The sequence below is a fragment of the Pseudoalteromonas sp. SCSIO 43210 genome, from assembly GCF_054133285.1.
Genome location: NZ_CP087225.1, coordinates 985,361 through 1,006,573 on the forward strand (window position 1 = coordinate 985,361; position 21,213 = coordinate 1,006,573).

Sequence of the window (21,213 nt, forward strand, 5' to 3'; positions counted from 1 at the left end):
ATTGATTGTTTTAGATGTGTTTAAAACTGCTGCAAGAAAGAGACAAAGTGGCTCGTTTTCATCAGCAGTAATGAGTAATAGTAAAGTAACCACGTTTGGTATTATTTTTTAAGGGGATAGAGATGAAAAAATTAGTGTTATGTGTTCTGTTTTTGTTTAGTAATGTTGCCTTTGCAGATTTTGCCATTATTGTGCATCCCTCGAATGATAGCAGCTTTGACGAGTCTGTTATTACTCGAATTTACACCGGAAAAGAAAAGTCGTTTAGTAATGGCAATGCAATTATTCCTGTATCTCAAGAAGAAAAAAATACCGCTACAGAGCAGTTTAACAGCAAGTTACTCAATAAAAGCGCTTCACAGTTGAGAGCATATTGGTCAAAACTTATTTTTACTGGCAAAGGCACGCCACCTAAAGCGCTCGAAAATGACGCTGAGGTCATTAAAATGGTTGCAACTAACCCAAATACCATTGGTTTTGTTTCTACCTCTGCGGTATCGGGCGATGTTAAAGTGGTTTTAAACTTTTAATATTAAAAAACACCAAACAAGCGTGCTAAGTAATTGCACGCTTAATATTTTTAATTGGCATACCCGCTCGTTTAATTAAATGAGCTACTTTAAGATAAAAAAGTATTGTTTATAACAAGACAAAAATTTCGTTATTTAGTTGTTATCGATAATTGCTCCCTGCATTGCTCTGCATCCTGCACCCATACAGCCGTATATAAGAAATTTTAGTATCAGATTAACTAATCAAATTGATTAAGTATTATTTCGGATTAGTATTATATTTATCAACTACAATAAAATTTACTAGCACGTTTTGTTTGCTCGTGTATCCTAATTGACGAGTTTCTCTTATTTAAGCCACTATGCCGCATATTGTTATCCCCGTTGAAAATATTTCTACTATCTCAGAGCCAGTTACATGTGCTAACTGCCAAGCCTGTTGTTGCCAATTAGAAGTGCGCATAGTAACCGATACCGGCGTGCCCTTTAACTATATTGAATACGATAAATGGGGGAGCGAGGTGATGAAGCGCGCAGACGATGGTTGGTGCGAAGCGCTCGATAGAAATACGCTTATGTGCTCTATTTACGAAAACCGCCCATTGGTATGCCGCGAGTTTGAAATGGCGTCGGGTGAGTGTATTACTGAGCGCGATTTAGCGGGTATATAGTGATAGCATCCAAGTTAGTTAACTAGATTATACCTACATACAACTTATTATTACCTACAACAAAGGGGCTTAAAGCCCCTTTTTTAATTACTGTAAAACGCTAAACACTTAAACTTTAAAGTAACTAATATATTTCTTAAGTGTGTTTGAAAGGTCAGCTAATGCAACGGCTTCTTGTGCGTTACTATTAAGTGACATACTGGTTTCTTTCGACATACTGGCAATTTCTTCAACGCCGGTACTAATTTGCGCCACGGTGGCTACTTGGTTTGATGTTGCTTCAACAATTTCAAGTACGTTACTTAATGAGTCGTTAGCTTGTTGCTGTATTTGGTGTAGTAACTCGTTTGCCTCGTGAGTAAGCGTTAAGCCGTTTTCGACTTGCGGTACAGTCGTTTCCATTGCTGTTACCGACGCTTGCGTGTTTTCTTGTACTTGCAAAATCATCTTTTCAATATCGCCTGTTGCATCACCGGTACGCTGGGCAAGTTGTCTTACCTCATCAGCAACAACGGCAAACCCTCGGCCTGTTTCGCCTGCTCTTGCGGCTTCTATTGCAGCATTTAGTGCAAGCAAGTTTGTTTGATCAGAAATACCGCGTATCACACTTAAAATATCGCCAATGTGTTTTACATGTTCTTGAAGCACATTTACTTGAGTAACCGTCGCTTTTACCGTTACTGATATTTGTTCAATTTCGGCTGCTACTTTTTGCACCGCCGTACTGCCTTGCTGCGATAACTGGGCCGTAATTTTTGAATTGTCTTCAGTTTGTCTTACTGCATCGGCAACAGAATGAATACTGCGACTCATTTCTTCTAAACTACTGACAGCAGAATTGGTATATGTCACTTGTGTATCGGCTGCGCTTAGCGCTTGTTGTGAGCCTGATGCCACACTTGCTGAATGTGTTGAGAGCTCTTCAGATGAATTAATAATACTATCTACAATGGCTTTTAGCTTAGTTTGCATTACTCCTACTGATGCCATCATGCTGTTGGGGCAACACGAGTGTACATCGCCTCTTAAATCGCCTTGTGCGATAAGTGCAATTACTTCAGCGGCTTCTTGCGGTTCTCCACCGACTGAATTTCTGATCAGCTGGCTAATAATATAAGCGACGCTTGCACCAATGATAATAGCGAGTGCCGTTAACGAAATCATCCATATTTTAAATGAGCTGGCTACTTCGCGGGTATCGATAGTTGTTATTTGATTTGCTTGCTCTTGCAAGTTTATGAATTGGTTTATGGTATTAAGCCACTCGGTAAAAGCAGGGCGGGCATCGTTTAATAAAATATTCGAAGCCTCGTTTAAATTACCCGCATTTTTAGCACTTATTACATTTTGTATAAAGGGGAGGGTACGTCGTTCTATTTGGTTAATTTTATTTATAAGAGCGCGCTCTGCACTCGACATATCTGTAGTTAACTCGGCCATAGCGCGGCTCGATGTTTGATAAAATGCGTTGAGTTCTTTTATATTATTAAAAACGGTATTTAAATCGCTCTGGTTTGTTATTAACACAACATCGCGAACTGCAATAGCCCTGTCGTGTACACTGCCTCTAAAATTAATAGCGTATCGCTGTTTTACCGAATTTACGTCTGTTATGTGAGTAATATTAGAGTTAATGAGGCTAACACGTGAAATTCCGATAATGGTTAAAATAAGCATCATTGATAAGATCACGCCGAAACCAGTAGCTAAGCGCATATTTATTGTCATGGTTTGTCCCAAATATGAAAAGTACTCGTTTTTAAGCTTACCAGTACAATTAAGAAATTTTAGAATAGTGAATGCATTATGCACCATGACTACTAGATTTAGCACAATAATAAGTTTTTTTTGTAAAAAATATGTATATAAAATTTATGGTTAAGCTATAAAGCTAAAAAAGAGGCCTAAGGCCTCTTGAGTTTATCTATATTAAATCATTTATTAGTCGTACTTTGCTTCTAGCTCATTAGCTGTATGAAACTTTTCATGGCTTTGTAATTGCTCGTCGTATTTAACGAGGTTTTTAAAGTGCGCTAATTGACCTGAGTTTTTAACTATTTCAACAATAAACGACATCATAAAGTCAGCGCCCGTTAGGGTATCGCCCACTAAATAACGTTTACTTTCAAGGCGGTCGTTAAAGTAGCTAATTACTTTAGCTGTTTCAGCGTCGGCATAGCCTTCTAAAAACTGTGTTTTAGCGCCGTCTTTTAGTACAAACATTTTAAGTAAAAGCGGTAAAATTGCTGAGCTTTCTGCAAAGTGAAGCCATTGCTGGTAGTCAACATATTCAGCGGTATTAACTTTTGGAGCAAATTTACCGTTGCCGTATTTAGAAATAAGGTAGTCGGTAATAGCGCCTGATTCAGCAATAATTAAACCGCCGTCTTCAATTACCGGCGACTTACCAAGTTGATGAATATGCTTTAATTCGTCAGGGGCTAGGAAGGTGTCTTTATTACGCTGATAAGCCACAATTTCGTAGTCAACATCTAGCTCTTCTAAAAGCCAAATTATACGTTTAGAACGGGATTTATTTAAATGGTGTAGTTTAATCATGTCAGTCCTTTTATGGCTTGTAAGGGCTTGGCCTTACAAGCCGTTTAAAATTAAAGTGGGTTATTAATTTTAACCACTGTTTTACCAAAGTTTTTGCCGCAAATCATATCGTTGAACGCGCCTACTGTATTTTCGATGCCTTCTACCATGTGCTCACGGTATTGAATTTTCCCGTCTTGTAGCCATTTTTGCATGTCTTGTGCAAACTCGTCGTAACGGTCACCGTAATCATCAAAAATGATAAAACCTTGCATTTTAATACGCTTAGTAAGCAATTGACCCATTAGCATACCTAAACGGTCAGGGCCTTCTGGCAAGCTAGTAGCGTTATATTGCGATACTAAACCACACAATGGTACGCGCGCTGCGGTATTTAGTAATGGTAGTACGGCGTCGAATACTTTACCGCCCACATTTTCGTAGTAAACATCAATGCCTTTATCACAGGCTTTTTCTAGCTGCTCCGCAAAGTCATCAGCTTTGTGATCGATACAGGCATCAAACCCTAGTTTTTCAACTGCGTGTGCACATTTTTCGCTACCACCAGCAACACCCACTACTTTACAGCCTTTAATTTTAGCTATTTGACCAACCGTTGCACCTACTGGGCCTGTTGCTGCTGCAACAACTACGGTTTCGCCTTCTTTAGGCTGGCCAATATCAAGTAAACCCATGTAAGCAGTAAAGCCAGGCATACCCATAATACCTAATGCGTATGAAGGGTTTGCAGGCTCTTTACCTAACTGCATTAAGCCTTCGCCGTCGGTAATGGCGTAGTCTTGCCAACCTGTGTAGGCAAGTACCCATTCGCCGATCCTAAACTTATCGTTTTTAGACTCCTCTACTTGGCACACGGTTGCGCCAACCATTACATCGCCAATATTAACTGGATCTGCGTACGACTTAGCATCGCTCATACGACCACGCATATACGGGTCTAGTGATAGGTATATAGTACGTAGTAAAACTTCGCCGTCTTTTAATGCAGGAAGCTCTACCGTTTTTAATTTAAAGTTTTCATCTGTTGGAGCGCCATTAGGGCGTGATTCAAGAGTAAGTTGGCGACTAGTTGTAGACATAAAAGATCTCCTATTAAAGTGAATTTACTTAGCGAATGTTTATGCGTTAAATTAATATCTAACCTAAACAATAATGCGTGCTAAGCAGTGTAAATATATATTTTTACCTCAATAGATGAGCTTTGGGCGAGGTACTGGTAATTCAAGCTTTGCAGAGTATTTATTCTAAATGGTTTATTTTAGCTTACTAAATATATGATTGTTGTAAAACACCCCGTTTTTATAAATGGCCTGTTTAAGCACAGCCTCTTGTTCAAAGCCGCTCTTAGTAAGTGCCTTCATAGAGCCAGTATTACCAGCAAACACAGCGCCAAAAATTCTATTTAGGTTAGATTGCGCAAACGCTTCTTCGCAGATAAGTTCAATAGCGCGAGTAATAATGCCTTGCCCCCAATAGGTTTTATTTAGCCAATAACCAATTTCGCCACTGTGGCTGTATTCAAATTCGCCGGAAGTTATGCCAATACAGCCCGCAAATTCCCCATTTACAGCAATGGCCTTAATAATACCGTTTTTTGAGCCTTGGTTTATCCACCAATCAGCATCGGCTTGAGTATACGGAAACGGAATTTTTGACGATAAGTAACGAGTCACCTGTTCATCATTTAAGGTGTTAATAATAAAAGGCGCGTCTTGGGCTTTAAACTCTCTGAGGGTGATCATATTTTTCCATAAATTTTTAGTATGCACGCTAACTTAGCAATCATTTAAGAGTTAAACAATCAGAACCTAAATTAAACGGTTTACGGCTATTACTTTGTTTTAAAGTCCTCTAATATAAGCAAAATATTACACCTATTTTAGATGCCATTATGCACCCTCACATTAAAGCGCTTTATAACAGCGCCCAAAAACCAAGCCGTTTAATTATTGGTTTAATGAGCGGAACCTCGTTGGATGGGCTTGATGTTGCACTGTGTAAAGTAACGGGCGCAGGCTTAAATACACACATTGAGGTTTTAAATTTTACCACCGTTGACTACAACGACGATTATAAAACTAAAATAAAGCAGGTATTTGCTAAGCGAGAATGCGATTTAGAGCTTGTTACTTTATTGCACCCGTGGGTAGGTAAACTCCATGGCGATATGGTTAACCAGTGCTTACATACTTGGCAAATAAACCCAGCAAATATTGATGTAATAGCGAGCCACGGGCAAACCATTTACCACTGTCCGCAGTCGCAACATAATCACAAAAGCTTTAATAACGGCACTTTACAAATTGGCGATAGCGACCAAATAGCCGTTACTACGGGTATTACAACCATTGGGGATTTTAGGCAAAAACACATAGCCGCAGGAGGCGAGGGCGCACCACTGGCTGTGTATGGCGATTATTTATATTTTTCGAGCGCTATTGAAAGTCGGGTTTTGCTAAATATGGGCGGCATAGCTAACTTAACGTTTTTACCCAAAAATGGTGATGCAAACGGTGTATTTAGCTCCGATATTGGCCCCGGTAATACCATTATGGATGCCTACGTACAGCAGCATTTTATAGGACTACATTATGACGATGGCGCAAAAATAGCAAAAGCAGGCAAGGTAAATACGCCATTATTGAATGCATTATGTAATAACGCGTTTTTTAAACTCCCAATGCCTAAAACCACAGGGCCTGAGGTATTTAACTTAGCGTATTTAAACGCCGCACAGCAACTTACAAATACTCACCATTTAAGCCATGAAGATATAATGGCCACCTTAAATACCTTTACTGCAACCGTTATAGCAAACGCATTAAACGAGTGTGCAGAGCGCGCACAAAATTGTGTGGTGTATGCAAGTGGTGGCGGTATTCATAATCCGTTACTAATGGCGCAACTTACAGCGCTTTGTCCACGTATTAAGGCGTTTAAAAATACTGACGATTTAGGTATAAATCCCGACGCAAAAGAGGCCGTGTTATTTGCTATTTTAGCAAACGAATGTCTAGCAGGAGAGCAGCAACACCTAAGTAATACTGCACAAGGTATCGCGGGAGTCACTATGGGTAAAGTAAGTTTTTCAGACTAATAACTTATAAGTAGTGTCGCGTAATTTAAGTGCAGTGAGTACTAAAACAGCGATAAAAACGTAGAACCCATACTCGCAAAGTAGCTACGAACGCCTTGAGGCTTAGCATGTTCAGTTGTTATGTGTTCAGGAATGTAGCCTTGCTCAAATGCTTTAATGTACACATCGAGTTGTTGGCTTTCTTTTAAGGTCGTGTTTTTTCCGTGCAGCATCATTTGCACTACAAAACACTGGCTTTGTGTAATGTTACTTAAAGTTAGGTTTACAGTACCAAATTCAAGGTCGTCATTGCTCAGTGTTTTTTCAGTAAAATACTGCGCCCCACGCGCACTGGGCTGCGTTGCACTTAGTGAAATAACATCGCTCTCATTTGCGCCATCAGGCAAGACACACTGCAGCGTAATGTTATGCGCAGCATTGGCTTTTAGCGATAGCTTTTCATATTCCATAGCGTGGCTCATCGCCGCAGACATAGAATCATCAAATGATTGCAGTGCAAATGTTAGTTGCACTAAAGGTGTACTCATCTTACTTAATCTTCTTGAGTGTATTCATTTATCGGATAGAGATTATCGCGGATCAAAGTTACAGAATTATGACTCTTATGGTATAAAAAATACGCGTTAAGTTGTCTTGATCCAAAAATGATCATTTCTTGTTTGATTTTTTAGTGCACAGAATAAAAGCAACAGATGAAGGTGATAAGCGAACAAAGAGACTCAAGAGTAAAGTGGTTTTCCGGATAGCAGGTTAATAAAGTGTGGACTTGTCGGATGGCACTGCGCTCATCCGACTTACGCTTATCTGCTTTATTCTTATCGAGTTTAGATTTATGCTTGTTTAACTTATTAATAATTTTTTTGTATAAATAATAGGTAAAAAAGCCTCTTTAAACTAAAGCTTTTAACCAAACGACCGATAGGTTACTTAATAGAGTTTAGCGATTAAGGATAATCATGGTTAATAATGCACTTGGCAGCCAGTCTAATTTAAGCACTTTACTTGCCCAATCAGTTAATAACGCTAACCAAAGCTCTGTTAGTCCTTCGCTGCACACCAGTAGCGACCTTCAAGCTATTAATGATTTACACATTAACGCGCCTAAAATAACCGATGGGTTATTAAGCCAGTTAAATAATGAAACTCTTGATGAAGCACTAGCCAGTAATCAAAATGTAGAGGACGTTTTAAAGCAGCAACTTACCTCGTTATTTACTATTTCAAGCACGCCCAGCATGCTTAACTATAAACTCTCCGATGAAGAACTCGCCCTGCGCACCGTAATAAGCTCTCAGCATGAGGGGTTATTAAAAAACGAAAATAGCACCCAATTAATTGAGCGATTAAGTACGTCGGTTAAAAATATTCAGGGTGCTTATGCTAATACCAGCGAGATTTTATCGAGTTTAGGTCAGCTTGGGCATGAACAAAAAACGTTTTTAGCCTCAAGCCAGCAACGTGTAGAGCGCTCGCTTAATCCATACATGGAAAGCCTTAATCGCGCAAAATACGAGGATGACGATAACTACCTGTTTGAGCTCTCGGTAAAAACTAAAGAAGGTGATGTTATAAACATTACCTTTAACTCATCGCAAGGTTATGACGAAAAAACAGGTGAAGCGATAGATGGCTTTGGCATAAGTTACGAAGTTAATGGTAATTTATCTGAGGCTGAACATGGTGCTTTAACGCAGGTTATAGCGGGTGTTGGCGAAATGGCCGATGAGTTTTTTAAAGTGAGTGAAAATTCATTCAACCCTCTTATAGTGCCAAACCAAACAGACATGAGTTTAGATTTTTTAGCGGACTTTAATAGTGAACAGTTAGCCGGTTTTAATGTGTCGTTTTCAACAACACAAAATGATGCGCTTGATACTGCCCAGAACACGCTTGATTTAAGTTACTCCATTGATGAAGCATCAAACCAGCAAGCACTTGTGTTTAAAGCCGTAGGTGGGCAAAACGACATTGATTTTGCACTCGATATGTCAACCATTGGCGCTAAAGACACGCAGCAAATGCAGCAGTATTTAGCGTCGCTCGATCAAAGCCTAGAAGATAGCCGAGTAAACAGTACTGAAGATGATAAAACATCGGCGTTTGGTAAAAGTGGCGATGAGGCAATGCAACAAGGTTTTGCATTGTTTAAAGGCGCTTTTGCGAGTATGTCAGCGGCGGCTGAGCGTTATAGCAATTTGGAGTCACTTGCAGATCAGCACTTTAATGATGGGCGCGCTATGGTTGCTGATTTGGTTGATAACATGATTACAAACGATGCCCGTTACCAAGGGCTTGGTAATAAGGCGCCAAATACATTAGGCACGGGTATTTCTAAGCTCGCTGATTTTGATGCTACATTTTCTTATGCGCTTGATAACGGCGACTATCAACCTAAAAGTACAATTGAGCTAAGCCAAGCGACTGAACAAGCCCAATTAGGGGAGCTTAGCAGTGTAACGCAAAGTAAAAATGTAAGTAGCCACTTTGATTATCAATACAGTCGCCCTGATTATTACGACAAAGAAGAGAGTTATAACGTAAACACCGCCGTTAAAAATAAAGAACTTGTGGGGCTCGATCAGTCTCACAAAGTTGATGTTGATACAAAAATGTTTGAGTTTAATCCACAAACAAATCAATACGAGCTGCAAATGGCGATGCAAGAGCAAACAGTTAGTAAAAGCGACATTCGCTTAATTGACGATATTTGGCTTGAAGAAAACGAAAACAGCTACAACATGAATAAAAAAGAGCGTGTTGAGAGTGACGAAAAGCAAGACGAGTTTGAAAAAACAAGCAGCCATTCTCATAATAAACTAGTTACCTTAATTGGTGACTTAGATAAGCTAGCTGAGAATAAAAACGTAAGGCGAGAATATTTAACTAACTTATCGCAAGTTAACTTTTTTATGGATAAAAAGTAACGGTTTTGAGTTGTTCACTCCACACTCAATATTGGGTATAGTCGTTTAATACCTAAATTAATACCTAAAGTAAGAGTAACCTTATGTTTAAACAATTAATTTTACTGTGCGCTTTAAGCATGCCGCTTGTAAGCTGCGCTGCTACGGCGCCATTTTCGGGCGAGATAAGTACGCAAGCACTGCTAAGCGACTACGATAAATTTAACGAACAATACAAAGTGTTTACGCCAACGGCGCAAGATATAGCGCTAATGCAAAAATTAGCAGGTAAAGAGCTTATTGTATTGTTCGGCACGTGGTGCCACGACAGTCAGCGCGAAGTGCCAAAGCTTATTAAGTTGCTAGATGAATCTAAAGTTACCCTTGCCAGTATTGACTACGTGGCCGTAGGCTACAACAAACGCGATGATGCAGGCATTGCACAGGCCCACGACTTACAATACACACCTACGTTTATTGTTAAGCAAAATGGCAAAGAGTTAGTACGTGTAGTTGAAAAGCCAACGGGTACGTTAGCGCAAGACTTAACGCAGGGCTTGTAAATAGAGCTATTTATATTAGAGCTTGTCGGTTTAGCTAATCTGTTTATAAGTTAGATGGTGAGCTGCAATAAATAGTTTATTAATACATTAATGTGTGGGTGGTGCACTTCCAATTAGAATCTAGGAGATTTTTTGTCTGTTCAATTAGAGTGGCTGTCCTGTTTAAATAATTTGAGCCCGTATATAAGCTAGCATCTAAATTTATTTTAACTTTTTCTTTTTGACATTTACGGGGAGTCCATATAAGACCCTAGATAGAGGCTGAACAATATTAGGATGATCTCCAGTTAAACCTGCTTAGTGGCGGTCTAGTTTTGTTAGTTCAATAAGCGATTATGCAACATAAACTGCGTGTTGTGTAAATACTAAAGTGTTAACTGTCCAAGGAGGCTACATGATCGAAGCAACTTGCCATTGTGGAAATATAGCGATAACCACAAAAAAATTACCGAAATCAGTAACCAGTTGTAATTGTTCCATATGTTATCGTATTGCAGCTTTGTGGGTATATTACACAGCGAATCAAGTAGTAATAAAACAAGAATCAAATAATGCTGTATATCTATGGGGTAATAAACTACGTTCGTATCACTCGTGCTCGTTTTGTGGTTGCACCACTCATTACACTCAAAAACGAGATAATGGTATAAATAGAGTTGCAATAAATGCCAGAATGGTAAACTCAGATATTATTAAAGCAGTAAATATCAGATATTTTGATGGTGCGAATACATTTAAATATATCGAGCAATAAAGCACTCAACAAGAGGCTAAGCTTACCAATTATCGCATATACGCGACTTACAAATCGCGTATACACTTATTGATATAAACATTATTCACTAAACAGGCTTTTTTCGAATGCTTGTGCGGCATGTGAAGACGGTCTGTCTTTATAATGCAGTTGGTATAGCGGCCGAGAGAGTTGCTCGTTATTTTTTTGGCTCAGGCGCGTTAATTTACCTAACTGCACTAAATCCTCAGTAACTACATTTGGCAATAAAGCGACCCCCATACCTTGAGCGACAGCCCTTGCTATGGCTTCGTTGCTGCCCAATTGCATACTGCGCTCTGCTATTACGCCATGTTGGGCTAATAACTTTACCGACATTTCTAAAGTGCCCGAGCCCGGCTCGCGCAGTAGCCAAAATTGATTGTTTAACCATGCTTTTAAGTTTTTAGTGGGCTCAAAGTCGCTGGGTATAACGATACTCATTAAATCGTTTTGCCAGTGCTTATTTATAATATGCGGCTCAGTTGGTGTGCCTTCAACCAGTGCTAAATCGATAGTGCATTCAAGTATGGCGTGCTCAATTTGCGCGGTATTAGCCACTTGTACTTCTACTTTTATATGTGGGTACTGCGAGCAAAATTTAGCTAAATAGGGCGGTAGCCAATAGCTGGCAATGGTTGTACTAGTGCCTATAACGAGCGTGCCACGCTTGAGCCCTGTGCGTGATTTAATATCTTCAATGGCGGCTTTTTCAATGGCAAAAATGCTACGTGCATGATCATACAAGGCTTGGCCGCCGTCGCTTAAGGTAAGTTTTTTGCCTTTAGATGCACGCTCTATAAGTTGAATATTTAATTGGTGCTCAAGCTCTTTTAGCGCTTTAGATACAGCCGGCTGGCTTATAAAAAGCGCTTCAGCTGCGCCTGAAAAACTACCAAGCTTTGCTACCGTATAAAACACCCTAAGTGCATGCAAGTTCATTGTGTCTCTCAAATTACATAACTTTAAGTTATCAAATCATGATTTTAATGTATTGGAGTTATATTTTGCGCTTTCTTAAAATGAAGTCAACAGTTTAACGTTGTTCAATTGAGAGAATATTATGCTTAGCGCTATTAAAAATTTGGGTCTTAATACTAAGCAATACGGCGATACGCGCTGGTGGTTAGGTATGCTGCTGGTGGCTGTTTTGGCGGGATCATCTGTTGCATTAAGTAAGTTACCCGTAATGCAAAGTGCGCAATTTAGCTCTTTAACGATTGGTATTGTGCTTGGCATTATTGTGGGTAACAGTGTGTTTTCGCGCATTGCTACGCAAACCGATATAGGTGTTGATTACGCTAAAAGTATATTGCTTAAAGCGGGGGTTGTGTTGTTTGGGTTTAGAATTACTTTTGCGCAAGTAGCGGGCGTGGGCTGGGAAGGCTTATTAACCGATGTTGTAATGCTGTTAGGCACATTTATTTTGGCAGTGCAGCTAGGTAAGCGCGTATTTAAGCTTGATGAACAAACAACCATATTAATTGGCGCGGGTAGTTCTATTTGTGGTGCCGCTGCGGTTATGGCAACTGAGCCGGTTATAAAAGCGCAAGCGCATAAAGTATCGGTAGCGGTGGCAACGGTGGTGGTGTTTGGCACGTTAAGCATGTTTGCCTACCCAATCATGTTTGATTACATGGGATTGAGCGAGCACGCTTACGGTATTTTTGTAGGCTCAACTATTCATGAAGTAGCGCAAGTGGTTGCAGCGGGCACAGCTGTAAGCGCCAATGCTGCAGATACCGCCGTTATAGAAAAAATGCTAAGGGTGATGATGCTTGCGCCATTTTTAGTGGGCTTATCGTTTTGGCAAAGTAAAAAGCATGCTAAAACAAACAATAACGTGCATGGCGGCGAGCAAAAAGCGGGTATTACAATCCCTTGGTTTGCGGTGCTATTTATTGTGGCAAGTGGTGTACATTCGCTATCAGTTATTCCTCAAGTCGCTACAAGCGCAGTTGTTTGGTTTGATAATATATTACTCACCATTGCAATGGTGGCTTTAGGCTTACGCACACATGTAGGGGCAATTCGCCAAGCGGGTATTAAACCGCTGTTGCTGGCGCTGTGCTTGTTTTTATTTTTAACATTGGGTGGTTACGCTATTAATATAGGCATTGCTGAATTGTTTTAAACGTTACTTGGTAAAAGTTGATTGGCGGCTTAAATTGGCCAATCAACTTCGTTTAAGGTATCCAGCTGCCTACTGGTATTTTTATTGCCTTGCCATTTATTAGTGTAAACAGTGTGCGGGTCAAACTGTAACGTTTGTTTTTGTATATTAAAGTGCCTACCACCACGCGGATCTACGCCTACACCTGCTATATATTGCCAATTACCCCAATTAGCTTCTACATCGTAATCAATCAGTTGCTGTTCAAAATAAGCTGCGCCGTATCGCCAATCAAGGCCAAGCTCGTTTACTAAGCAGCTTGCTGCAATTTGCCTTGCTCTATTTGATATATAACCCGTAGCATTAAGCTCATTCATAATGGCATTGACTAATGGGTAGGGTGTTGAGCCATTACACCATGCAGCAAATCGGCTTGGCATAAATGTAGTAAGGGGTTTGGTTTGCTTTTGGCCTTTAAAGCTAAACAGGCTTTTACCGGCCTTAAGTGCATGCCATTTAAAATACTCTCGCCATAGCAATTCAAATTTAATCCAGTAGGTAGACTCGTTTGTTATATAACTTTGTTCGTACGCCTCAACTGCTTTATAAACTTGCCGCGCACTTACACAGCCAAAAGCAAGCCAGGTACTAAATTTTGTGGTGTTATTAAAGCCATCAAGCTCGTTTCGAGTTATTTTATAAGTACTTGGCAGCAAGCCTGAAAAGTATTGCTCTAAGTGTGTTTGTGCACTTTTAAACCCGCCATGCATTACACCATTATTTGCTATACGCTCTAAAGGTTTTTTAGCGCACAAGGTTCTTGGCTGAGGGAGCAAACCGTTTGGTAATGTTGAAAGTGAAATGGGGCTAGTGGAGGCCTCTACCTTTTTACGAAACGGGGTAAAGTGTTTAGGTAATTCGCTTAAATCAAACGGTAGGTCACTGTGTTTAAAGAGCGTGTCTTGCTGCGACCCTGTAAATTTAGTATTAGGGCAATGTGCTTTGAGTAAGTTTATTTGGCGTTGCTCGTACAGGCCAAATTGCTCGCTGTATACCACTTCATCTATATTTTGCTCATTTATACGCGCTTTTAAAAGCGATACGGGTTCGCCTTCAAGCACATGCAGGGTTTGCCCGCGCTCAATAAGTGTTTGTTGTAGTTCGTACAAGCTTTGCATTAAAAACTGATGTTTATGCACGCCATATGGCTTTTGTTGGTAGTTATTATTTTTAAACCAGTGCGGGTTTATAACAAATACAATATCTAGTGCGCATTGCTGCGACACAAGGTCACTAAAAATAGCATTGTCGGTTAGACGTAAATCGTTTTGTAGCCAATATAAAATGCGTTTGCTCATAGGTTAGCTCAGGTTTTTGCAATCATTAACTTTACGAAGCAAAAGCGGGTAGAGATTAGTTTTGAGGTGTTTAAGAGGGTTTTAAAAAGAGGCGGCAAATAATACCGCCTCCTTTAATGTTAAATAGCTGATTTTTGCTCTGCTATCCAATCGTTTATTACGTCTTCTAATACTTCCATAGGCAGTGAACCTTGACCTATAACGGTGTCGTGAAAGCTGCGTATATCGAACTTAGCACCTAGTTCTTTTTCAGCTTTTGCGCGTAGTTCGCGTATTTTTATTTCGCCCATTTTGTACGAAAGCGCTTGGCCTGGCCATGATATATAACGATCTATTTGATCCTCCATCGCACTTTGTGGCAAAGCAGTGTGATCTGCCAAGTAGTCAATAGCCTTTTGGCGGCTCCAACCAAACGCATGAATACCGGTATCAACAACAAGCCTCACTGCACGCCACATTTCGTAACCTAAACGACCAAAGTCGCTGTAGGGGCTTTGATAAAAGCCGGCTTCTTTTCCTAAACGTTCGGTGTATAGTGCCCAGCCTTCGCCAAATGCTGAGTGGCTAAGTGTGCGTCTAAACTGGGGTACATTTAACTCCATTGCAATGGCGTTTTGTAAATGGTGCCCTGGTATTGCCTCGTGAAGGCTTAGTGCTTCTAAATTATACAAAGGCTGTAGCTTAGGTGTTGAGGCCAAAAAGTAAGTGCCAGGGGAGCGGTTATCAGCAGGTGGCATATAAAACGCACCACGACTCGCTGAGCCTTTAATAGTAAAGGTGTTACGCGGTAAATGATTAAAGTAGGTTGGTAATTTTCCATACATTTTTTGCGTTATAAAAGCGGTTTTTTCTAGCAAGTCTTGCGCGTCTTTTGCGTAAAATTGCTCATCGGTTGCTAAAAATTCTAAAAAATCGCTGTATGTGCCATCAAAACCTACTTTATCAATAATGCTTTGCATTTGCGCTTTAATACGCGCGACTTCTTTTAAGCCAAGCTCATGAATTTTCTTTGGTGTGGCATTGGTTGTGGTGTAGTAATTAACTGCATATTTGTAATACTCAAGCCCGCCTTTAACGCTTGCAATACCCGGCTGGGCTCTACAGTTAGGCATGTAATCGTTTTCAAAAAAGTCGTAAAAATGCTGATAAGCAGGGACTACTTTTGAGCTGATTAAGGCCTTTGCTTTATTTTGGTATGTGGCTTTTTGCTCTGCTGTAAACGTGTTTGGTATACGTGTAAAGGGCTCGTAAAGGGCACTGTTTTCAGGTTGCTTAACAATATGCGCGCTAATGCTTTGGCTGTAATTTTCAAAGGTTTTGCAGTAATGAGTAAAGCCTGTTTTTATACCTTCTTTCATTAAATCAATATTTTGCTGATTAAATCGAGGGTAGTCGGCAAGGCTGATTAAAAATGCGTTGTAATCGTCGGGTGTTAAAAATGCCATGTTAGCCGGTGCTTCGGCAAAATAAGTATGCCAGCCACTTAAAAAATTAACCGGAAAATACTTATCTTGATAAAGGTAGCTTTGCTGCTCTGTTTCTCGCTCATATTTAAATAAGCGGTAGTTCATTAGCTGCTCGTTGTTGAGCGTTTTTGGGTCAATACTGGCTAAGCTTTTTAGTACGCTGTTGTTATAAGCTTGGCGCTTTGCAATGGCTTGCTCGCTCCAATTTGGCAATGTACCGCTGGGTTTCCAGCCGTCTGGGTCGGTACGAAAAAATATTTTTTCGGTTTTGGCATTTTGCCAATGGTTATCAATAATGGTTTTTAAATCAGTGTTACTGTCGGCTAAGCTTGGTAGCGATACAACCGCTAAGCATATAGCTAGAATACTTTTTTTAAACATAGTCATCCGTTATTGGCGAGTTAGTTATTATTTATCGCGCTTTTTTATTTTAATTTGTGCTCAATATAGTACCAAGTTAACTTAATCAATGCGCTTACTTTTATAACCCGTACCTCTAGGTTTTACTTTTTGATTGAACAAATTTCACCGCTGAAGTGAGTGGGGCACTAGTTTATTGTTTTATCAGCGTTTAGAATGATTAAAACTAATTACAATAAAAGACCGTCATGTTTAATAAAGTAATAGCGCTGATTGATGAAGCTAATAACCAAGATCCAAATACTGAGCAGCACAATGGACAAAGCTTTCCTAAAGAAAGTTTATACGCCTTGCGCATGAGCGAAATGTTAACTCGTTTTAAACCAGATGCCGATGAACTCATGCAAATTGCAGTGCGCGGGCAGCATATACAACGCTGGAAGTCGCCACGTAGTGACTTTGAAATGAATAAGCAGGGCTATCATCAATGGCGCAGTGCACTTTATATATTTCATGCTAGCAGTGTTGTTGCGCTCATGAAGCAAGCTGGTTACGATGAAGCTGAGCAAAACCGAGTGTACGATGCGGTCGCTAAAAAGAATATTAAACGTAATCCAGACAGCCAGCTTGTTGAAAATGTGGCTAGTTTGGTGTTTATTGAACATTATATGCTTGGATTTGCCAATGCAAAACCAGATTACAATGAGGAAAAGTGGATTGGTATAATTCGTCGTACTTGGCAAAAAATGTCAGATGAAGCGCATGAGTTTGTACTTGCAGGTAATATTACATTACCCGCACCACTTGTTGGGCTTATTCACAAAGCGCTTGAGTAAAGTAGTATAAGTTAAGTATTAAAATAAAAAGGAGTTTTAAATGCATTGCCCACGTACAAATGCCTCTCTTGAGCCGTTATTAATTGGCGGTATTACTGTTTACACCTCAGCGCAAGGCGGCGTATTTTTTGATAACAGCCAAATTTTTAAATTTAGCTCGCCAGAGCTAAAGCATGGTCAGGTGTTGCTAAAGCATTTGAGTGAACATAGCGAGAGTGAATACGATGTATCGCTACGAATTAATTGCCCAAAGTGCAAAAAAATTGTAATGATGCGCAGGTATTTTTCGCCAGTAAAGGCCGTCGAAATAGATGAATGCCCAGGCTGTGCAGGAATATGGCTTGATAGTGGCGAGCTGGCAAAAATACACGAAAACCACTTAACACCCAAAGAGCGTAAGCTGTTAGCTCATGAAATGGCAACTAATCATGGGTTTATAACTATTAAATCACCTACTTCTAGGTTTATGCCAACTAATAAAAATAAAAGTGCGCATGAAACCACCGTTGAGAACTTGGTTCGCTTAGCTTTACTTAGTTTGTGACTGTTAATAACATATTAAAACAAAAACGGCGTACTAAAAAGTACGCCGTTTTTATTACAATAAACTAATTTTTAACGAATTTATTTATTACGATTTTCTTTAGCAAATGCACGTATTTTACGCTTTTGCGACAGTGTTACTTTATTAACACGACCAGCAAATGGGTTTTCACCTTCTCTAAATTCAATTTTGATTGGGGTGCCCATAATTTTAAGCGCTTTACGGTAGTAGTTCATCAGGTAGCGTTTATAACTATCTGGTAAATCTTTAACTTGGTTACCGTGAATAACAATACGTGGTGGGTTATAACCACCGGCATGCGCATATTTGAGCTTAACACGACGACCACGAACAAGTGGCGGCTGGTGATCGGCTTGAGCCATGTCCATAATACGACGCAACATTGCAGTACTTATACGTTTAGTTGCAGACTCATACGCTTCGTCAACAGATTCGAATAAATGACCAACACCTGTACCGTGTAGTGCAGATATAAAGTGTAGGCGTGCAAAGTCAATAAAGCCTAAACGGCGATCGAGCTCTGATTTAATACGATCTTTAACGTAATCGTCTAAGCCATCCCATTTGTTCACAGCAATAACCAATGAACGACCTGAGTTAAGGGCAAAGCCTAATAAGCTTAAATCTTGATCTGAAATACCATCGCGAGCATCAACAATCAATAACACAACGTTACAATCTTCGATTGCTTGAAGCGTTTTAATTACAGAGAACTTCTCAACTACGTCGCTTACTTTTTTACGTTTGCGAACACCGGCTGTGTCAATTAACACATATTCTTTTTCATTTCGCGTCATCGGAATGTAGATAGAGTCACGTGTTGTACCTGGCATATCGTATACAATTACGCGTTCTTCACCGAGTATGCGGTTAGTAAGTGTAGACTTACCAACATTAGGGCGACCAATAATGGCAAGCTTTACAGGTTTGTCTGCAAATGCCTGGTGATCGGTGTCGCTGTCTTCATCTTCTTCGTAAAGATTAATAAGCTCTTCGTCATCGCCTGTTACGTCTTCGTCTTGTGCAGCTAATTCAGCAATAAGCGGCTGAAGTGTTTGCTCAAGTAATAACGTAATACCACGACCATGGGATGCCGCAATATGATGAATTTCACCTAATGATAATTGGTAAAATTCAGCACAGTTTGAATCTGCATCAATACCATCGGTTTTGTTGGCAACAACAAAACACTTTTTATCTTGCTTGCGTAAGTGATTAGCAATTGCTTGGTCAGCTACGGTCATACCTACACGAGCATCTACTAAAAACAGAACAATGTCGGCTTCTTCAATGGCTAGCAGAGATTGATCTGCCATTTCGATTTCGATGCCTTCTTCTGAGCCATCAATACCACCCGTATCTACCACGATAAATTCATAGCCATCATAACTAGCTTGGCCATATTTTCTATCTCGTGTTAAACCAGGGAAATCGGCTACGAGCGCATCACGAGTACGTGTTAAACGGTTAAATAATGTGGACTTGCCCACATTGGGTCGCCCAACTAGAGCGATCACGGGAAGCATAAACTACCTCTTTAAAAAACAACAAAAGGCTTCGCAGTGCGAAGCCTTACAAAAAATAATTAACTATTAGCAGGTTATACTAATAGTAGTAAGTTAGTTCGGTATTTTAACCGCACTAACTTCACCATCACGGGTGTATAAAATCAGTTTATCGTCGGCAACAACAGGCTCAATAAAAAATCCTGAACTGTCAAAGTCTTCACGAGATACTAGCTCGCCAGTTTCTTTATTTAACCAATGCAGGTTACCTTCTTGGTCGCCTATAGCTAAATGGCTACCCGCAACTGTAGGGCCTGTTAAGTACCAACCACGTAGAGCGGGTTGGCTCCAACGTTCAATACCTGAATCTTTATCCAATGCGTAAATAACACCATCGCTATCTACTACATAAATACTTTGTGCATCCATTGCAATATCGCGGTAGCTACTGTATTCACGTTTCCAGACAATATTACCTGAGCGAATATCAATAGCGGCTAAGTTACCATTATAAGCAATAGCATATGCGTATGGGCCGCTAATAAGTGGTTGAGTATCTACGTCAACTAGGCGTTCAAACTCTGATGCACCTTTAGCTACCGCTATTTCTGCGCTCCATGCTGAGTAACCACTTTCTGAAATCAAAACGTTTAACTTGCCTGTTTCAAGGCCAACTAATACACCACCGTTAGCAACGGTTGGTGAGCTTTGTCCGCGCAATGTTAGCGGCGGTACTTCTTGTTCAAAGCTCCAACGCTGCTCACCTGTATCTGGGTGTAACGCTAATAATTTACCAGACGCTAAATTAACAAAAACTAAGCCATCGCCAGCTGTTGGTTTTGATAGCGATTCACCAGGTACATTTTTACGCCAAACTTCTTCACCGGTTTCACGGTCAAGGGCAATAATAAAGCCATGTTCAGAGCCAATATAAATCTTACCATAAGCTTGTAAAATACCGCCTGATAATTTTGCTGTACCGTTGTCACTCCATGGCCAAAATGATAAATCCTGACGCACGTCAGTTTCCCATTTTGTGTCGCCATTCGTAAGCGAAAGTGCTTCAATCTGGCCTTCACGGCTAGCAACATATACAGTATCTTTATAAATAGCAGGCGTTAGTCGAGAGAAATAATGCTCTACACCGTCACCAACTGATTCTTGCCAAACAACGTCAGTTTCAAACTGGTTTACAATTTCAGGAAGTACTAGTTCGTCTTCATCATCACTTGATGAACAACCCATCAGTGTTGCCATACATAGGGCAAGGGTTGCAGTCGTTAATTTTCTCATGCCTAAAACCTTAAGCCGCTGGGCTAGTTACTGCTAGGTCATCTAACTTAACTTGTAATAGTGGGTTACTGGTTAATCCACCTGCATCTACAGCTGCTTGATAAGCAGTGCGAGCCTGATCTTTATTACCTTGCTGAGCGTAAATATCGCCTTTAAGTTCGGCAACGTTTGCGTTAAATGCTTCTGGTAATGGTGCATTTAATGTATTTAATGCATCGTCATATTTAGTTTGTGCAATTTGAATGCGGGCTAAGCGTGTAATCGCAATTGCTTTTAGTTCTGTATTTTGCACATTAGATACGATCCAACTCAGTTTTTCGCTTGCTACATCTAACTTTTGCGCATCTACAGCATCTTTAGCAGCAACAAATGCGGCTAATGTTGCGTAGTTTGTGTCTTTATTTTCGCTGATAAACGTATCTGCTGAAGATAATACATCATCACCTTCAACAAGCTTAGTGAAAGAGTTTGATGCTTTCTCAGCTGTTGTGATTTGGTTTTGGTTATACGCTTTCCAGCCATACAAACCACCCAAGCCAACAACTATACCTAGTGCAAGTGAAACGCCGTTTTCACGGAAAAAACGTTTAATGGCTTCTGCTTGTTCTTCTTCTGTTGAATGTATATCCATGTTTACCTC

At 40.1% G+C, this 21,213-nt stretch carries 20 protein-coding genes; 9 read left to right on the top strand and 11 right to left on the bottom strand.

Translation table 11 applies throughout. From position 1 onward, the window contains the following. Window positions 1-122 precede the first annotated feature (122 nt). Both LOS73_RS04400 and LOS73_RS04405 read left to right on the top strand, forming a co-directional pair. Window positions 123-530 carry a type 2 periplasmic-binding domain-containing protein gene (locus LOS73_RS04400; protein WP_033028677.1) on the top strand — a complete coding sequence of 136 codons (408 nt, stop codon included), beginning with the start codon at window positions 123-125 and terminating at the stop codon, window positions 528-530. A gap of 344 nt (window positions 531-874) precedes the next feature. Then, a complete protein-coding gene (locus LOS73_RS04405) occupies window positions 875-1,183 on the top strand; it encodes a YkgJ family cysteine cluster protein (RefSeq protein ID WP_007377413.1) in 309 nt (102 codons plus the stop codon). A 108-nt stretch (window positions 1,184-1,291) separates the two neighbouring features. Here the strand turns inward: LOS73_RS04405 and LOS73_RS04410 are convergent, their stop codons facing one another. The 4 genes from LOS73_RS04410 to LOS73_RS04425 form a co-directional block, all read right to left on the bottom strand. After that, the gene (locus LOS73_RS04410) at window positions 1,292-2,911 is read right to left on the bottom strand and encodes a methyl-accepting chemotaxis protein (protein WP_007377414.1); all 1,620 of its coding nucleotides are present in this window, start codon (window positions 2,909-2,911) and stop codon (window positions 1,292-1,294) included. 213 nt (window positions 2,912-3,124) lie between these two features. Beyond that, the gene (locus tag LOS73_RS04415) at window positions 3,125-3,742 is read right to left on the bottom strand and encodes a glutathione S-transferase family protein (RefSeq protein ID WP_033028678.1); all 618 of its coding nucleotides are present in this window, start codon (window positions 3,740-3,742) and stop codon (window positions 3,125-3,127) included. Window positions 3,743-3,792: 50 nt separating this feature from the next. Next, window positions 3,793-4,821, bottom strand: a complete 1,029-nt coding sequence (locus LOS73_RS04420) for an NADP-dependent oxidoreductase (RefSeq protein WP_007377416.1) — start codon at window positions 4,819-4,821, stop codon at window positions 3,793-3,795. 174 nt (window positions 4,822-4,995) lie between these two features. Continuing rightward, on the bottom strand, window positions 4,996-5,484 hold the full coding sequence (locus LOS73_RS04425) for a GNAT family N-acetyltransferase (RefSeq protein WP_457934541.1): 489 nt from the start codon (window positions 5,482-5,484) through the stop codon (window positions 4,996-4,998). Between the two features lie 149 nt (window positions 5,485-5,633). Here LOS73_RS04425 and LOS73_RS04430 point away from each other — a divergent pair, with 149 nt between their 5' ends. After that, window positions 5,634-6,839 carry an anhydro-N-acetylmuramic acid kinase gene (locus tag LOS73_RS04430; protein ID WP_457934542.1) on the top strand — a complete coding sequence of 402 codons (1,206 nt, stop codon included), beginning with the start codon at window positions 5,634-5,636 and terminating at the stop codon, window positions 6,837-6,839. Window positions 6,840-6,880: 41 nt separating this feature from the next. Here the strand turns inward: LOS73_RS04430 and LOS73_RS04435 are convergent, their stop codons facing one another. Then, window positions 6,881-7,366, bottom strand: a complete 486-nt coding sequence (locus LOS73_RS04435; protein ID WP_008139604.1) for a hypothetical protein — start codon at window positions 7,364-7,366, stop codon at window positions 6,881-6,883. 429 nt (window positions 7,367-7,795) lie between these two features. Between LOS73_RS04435 and LOS73_RS04440 the strand changes: the two genes are divergently transcribed. The 3 genes from LOS73_RS04440 (at window position 7,796) to LOS73_RS04450 (ending at window position 11,059) form a co-directional block, all read left to right on the top strand. Next, window positions 7,796-9,763, top strand: coding sequence for a hypothetical protein (locus tag LOS73_RS04440; protein WP_457934543.1), 1,968 nt, complete (start codon window positions 7,796-7,798; stop codon window positions 9,761-9,763). 83 nt (window positions 9,764-9,846) lie between these two features. Continuing rightward, on the top strand, window positions 9,847-10,305 hold the full coding sequence (locus LOS73_RS04445) for a thioredoxin family protein (RefSeq protein ID WP_457934544.1): 459 nt from the start codon (window positions 9,847-9,849) through the stop codon (window positions 10,303-10,305). A gap of 394 nt (window positions 10,306-10,699) precedes the next feature. Continuing rightward, window positions 10,700-11,059 carry a GFA family protein gene (locus LOS73_RS04450; RefSeq protein ID WP_457934545.1) on the top strand — a complete coding sequence of 120 codons (360 nt, stop codon included), beginning with the start codon at window positions 10,700-10,702 and terminating at the stop codon, window positions 11,057-11,059. Between the two features lie 81 nt (window positions 11,060-11,140). Here LOS73_RS04450 and LOS73_RS04455 read toward each other — a convergent pair whose 3' ends face one another. Then, window positions 11,141-12,019, bottom strand: a complete 879-nt coding sequence (locus LOS73_RS04455; RefSeq protein WP_457934546.1) for a LysR family transcriptional regulator — start codon at window positions 12,017-12,019, stop codon at window positions 11,141-11,143. A 121-nt stretch (window positions 12,020-12,140) separates the two neighbouring features. Between LOS73_RS04455 and LOS73_RS04460 the strand changes: the two genes are divergently transcribed. After that, window positions 12,141-13,211, top strand: a complete 1,071-nt coding sequence (locus LOS73_RS04460) for a YeiH family protein (RefSeq protein ID WP_457934547.1) — start codon at window positions 12,141-12,143, stop codon at window positions 13,209-13,211. A gap of 29 nt (window positions 13,212-13,240) precedes the next feature. On the opposite strand, the gene LOS73_RS04465 is transcribed toward LOS73_RS04460, so the two are convergent. Next, window positions 13,241-14,548, bottom strand: coding sequence for a DASH family cryptochrome (locus LOS73_RS04465; RefSeq protein WP_457934548.1), 1,308 nt, complete (start codon window positions 14,546-14,548; stop codon window positions 13,241-13,243). A 119-nt stretch (window positions 14,549-14,667) separates the two neighbouring features. After that, entirely contained in the window at window positions 14,668-16,395 is a 1,728-nt protein-coding gene (locus tag LOS73_RS04470; protein WP_457934549.1) for a DUF885 domain-containing protein, read from the bottom strand. Between the two features lie 227 nt (window positions 16,396-16,622). Between LOS73_RS04470 and LOS73_RS04475 the strand changes: the two genes are divergently transcribed. Together LOS73_RS04475 and LOS73_RS04480 are read left to right on the top strand one after the other, a co-directional pair. Beyond that, entirely contained in the window at window positions 16,623-17,210 is a 588-nt protein-coding gene (locus LOS73_RS04475; protein WP_457934550.1) for a DUF4202 domain-containing protein, read from the top strand. Between the two features lie 40 nt (window positions 17,211-17,250). Further along, entirely contained in the window at window positions 17,251-17,754 is a 504-nt protein-coding gene (locus tag LOS73_RS04480; protein ID WP_457934551.1) for a TFIIB-type zinc ribbon-containing protein, read from the top strand. 80 nt (window positions 17,755-17,834) lie between these two features. On the opposite strand, the gene der is transcribed toward LOS73_RS04480, so the two are convergent. The 3 genes from der to LOS73_RS04495 form a co-directional block, all read right to left on the bottom strand. After that, window positions 17,835-19,301: a ribosome biogenesis GTPase Der gene (gene der / locus LOS73_RS04485; protein ID WP_033017497.1), complete on the bottom strand. Its 1,467-nt coding sequence runs from the start codon at window positions 19,299-19,301 to the stop codon at window positions 17,835-17,837. Window positions 19,302-19,394: 93 nt separating this feature from the next. Further along, window positions 19,395-20,573, bottom strand: coding sequence for an outer membrane protein assembly factor BamB (gene bamB / locus LOS73_RS04490; protein ID WP_457934552.1), 1,179 nt, complete (start codon window positions 20,571-20,573; stop codon window positions 19,395-19,397). Window positions 20,574-20,583: 10 nt separating this feature from the next. Next, window positions 20,584-21,204: a YfgM family protein gene (locus LOS73_RS04495; protein WP_033037917.1), complete on the bottom strand. Its 621-nt coding sequence runs from the start codon at window positions 21,202-21,204 to the stop codon at window positions 20,584-20,586. Window positions 21,205-21,213 lie beyond the last annotated feature (9 nt).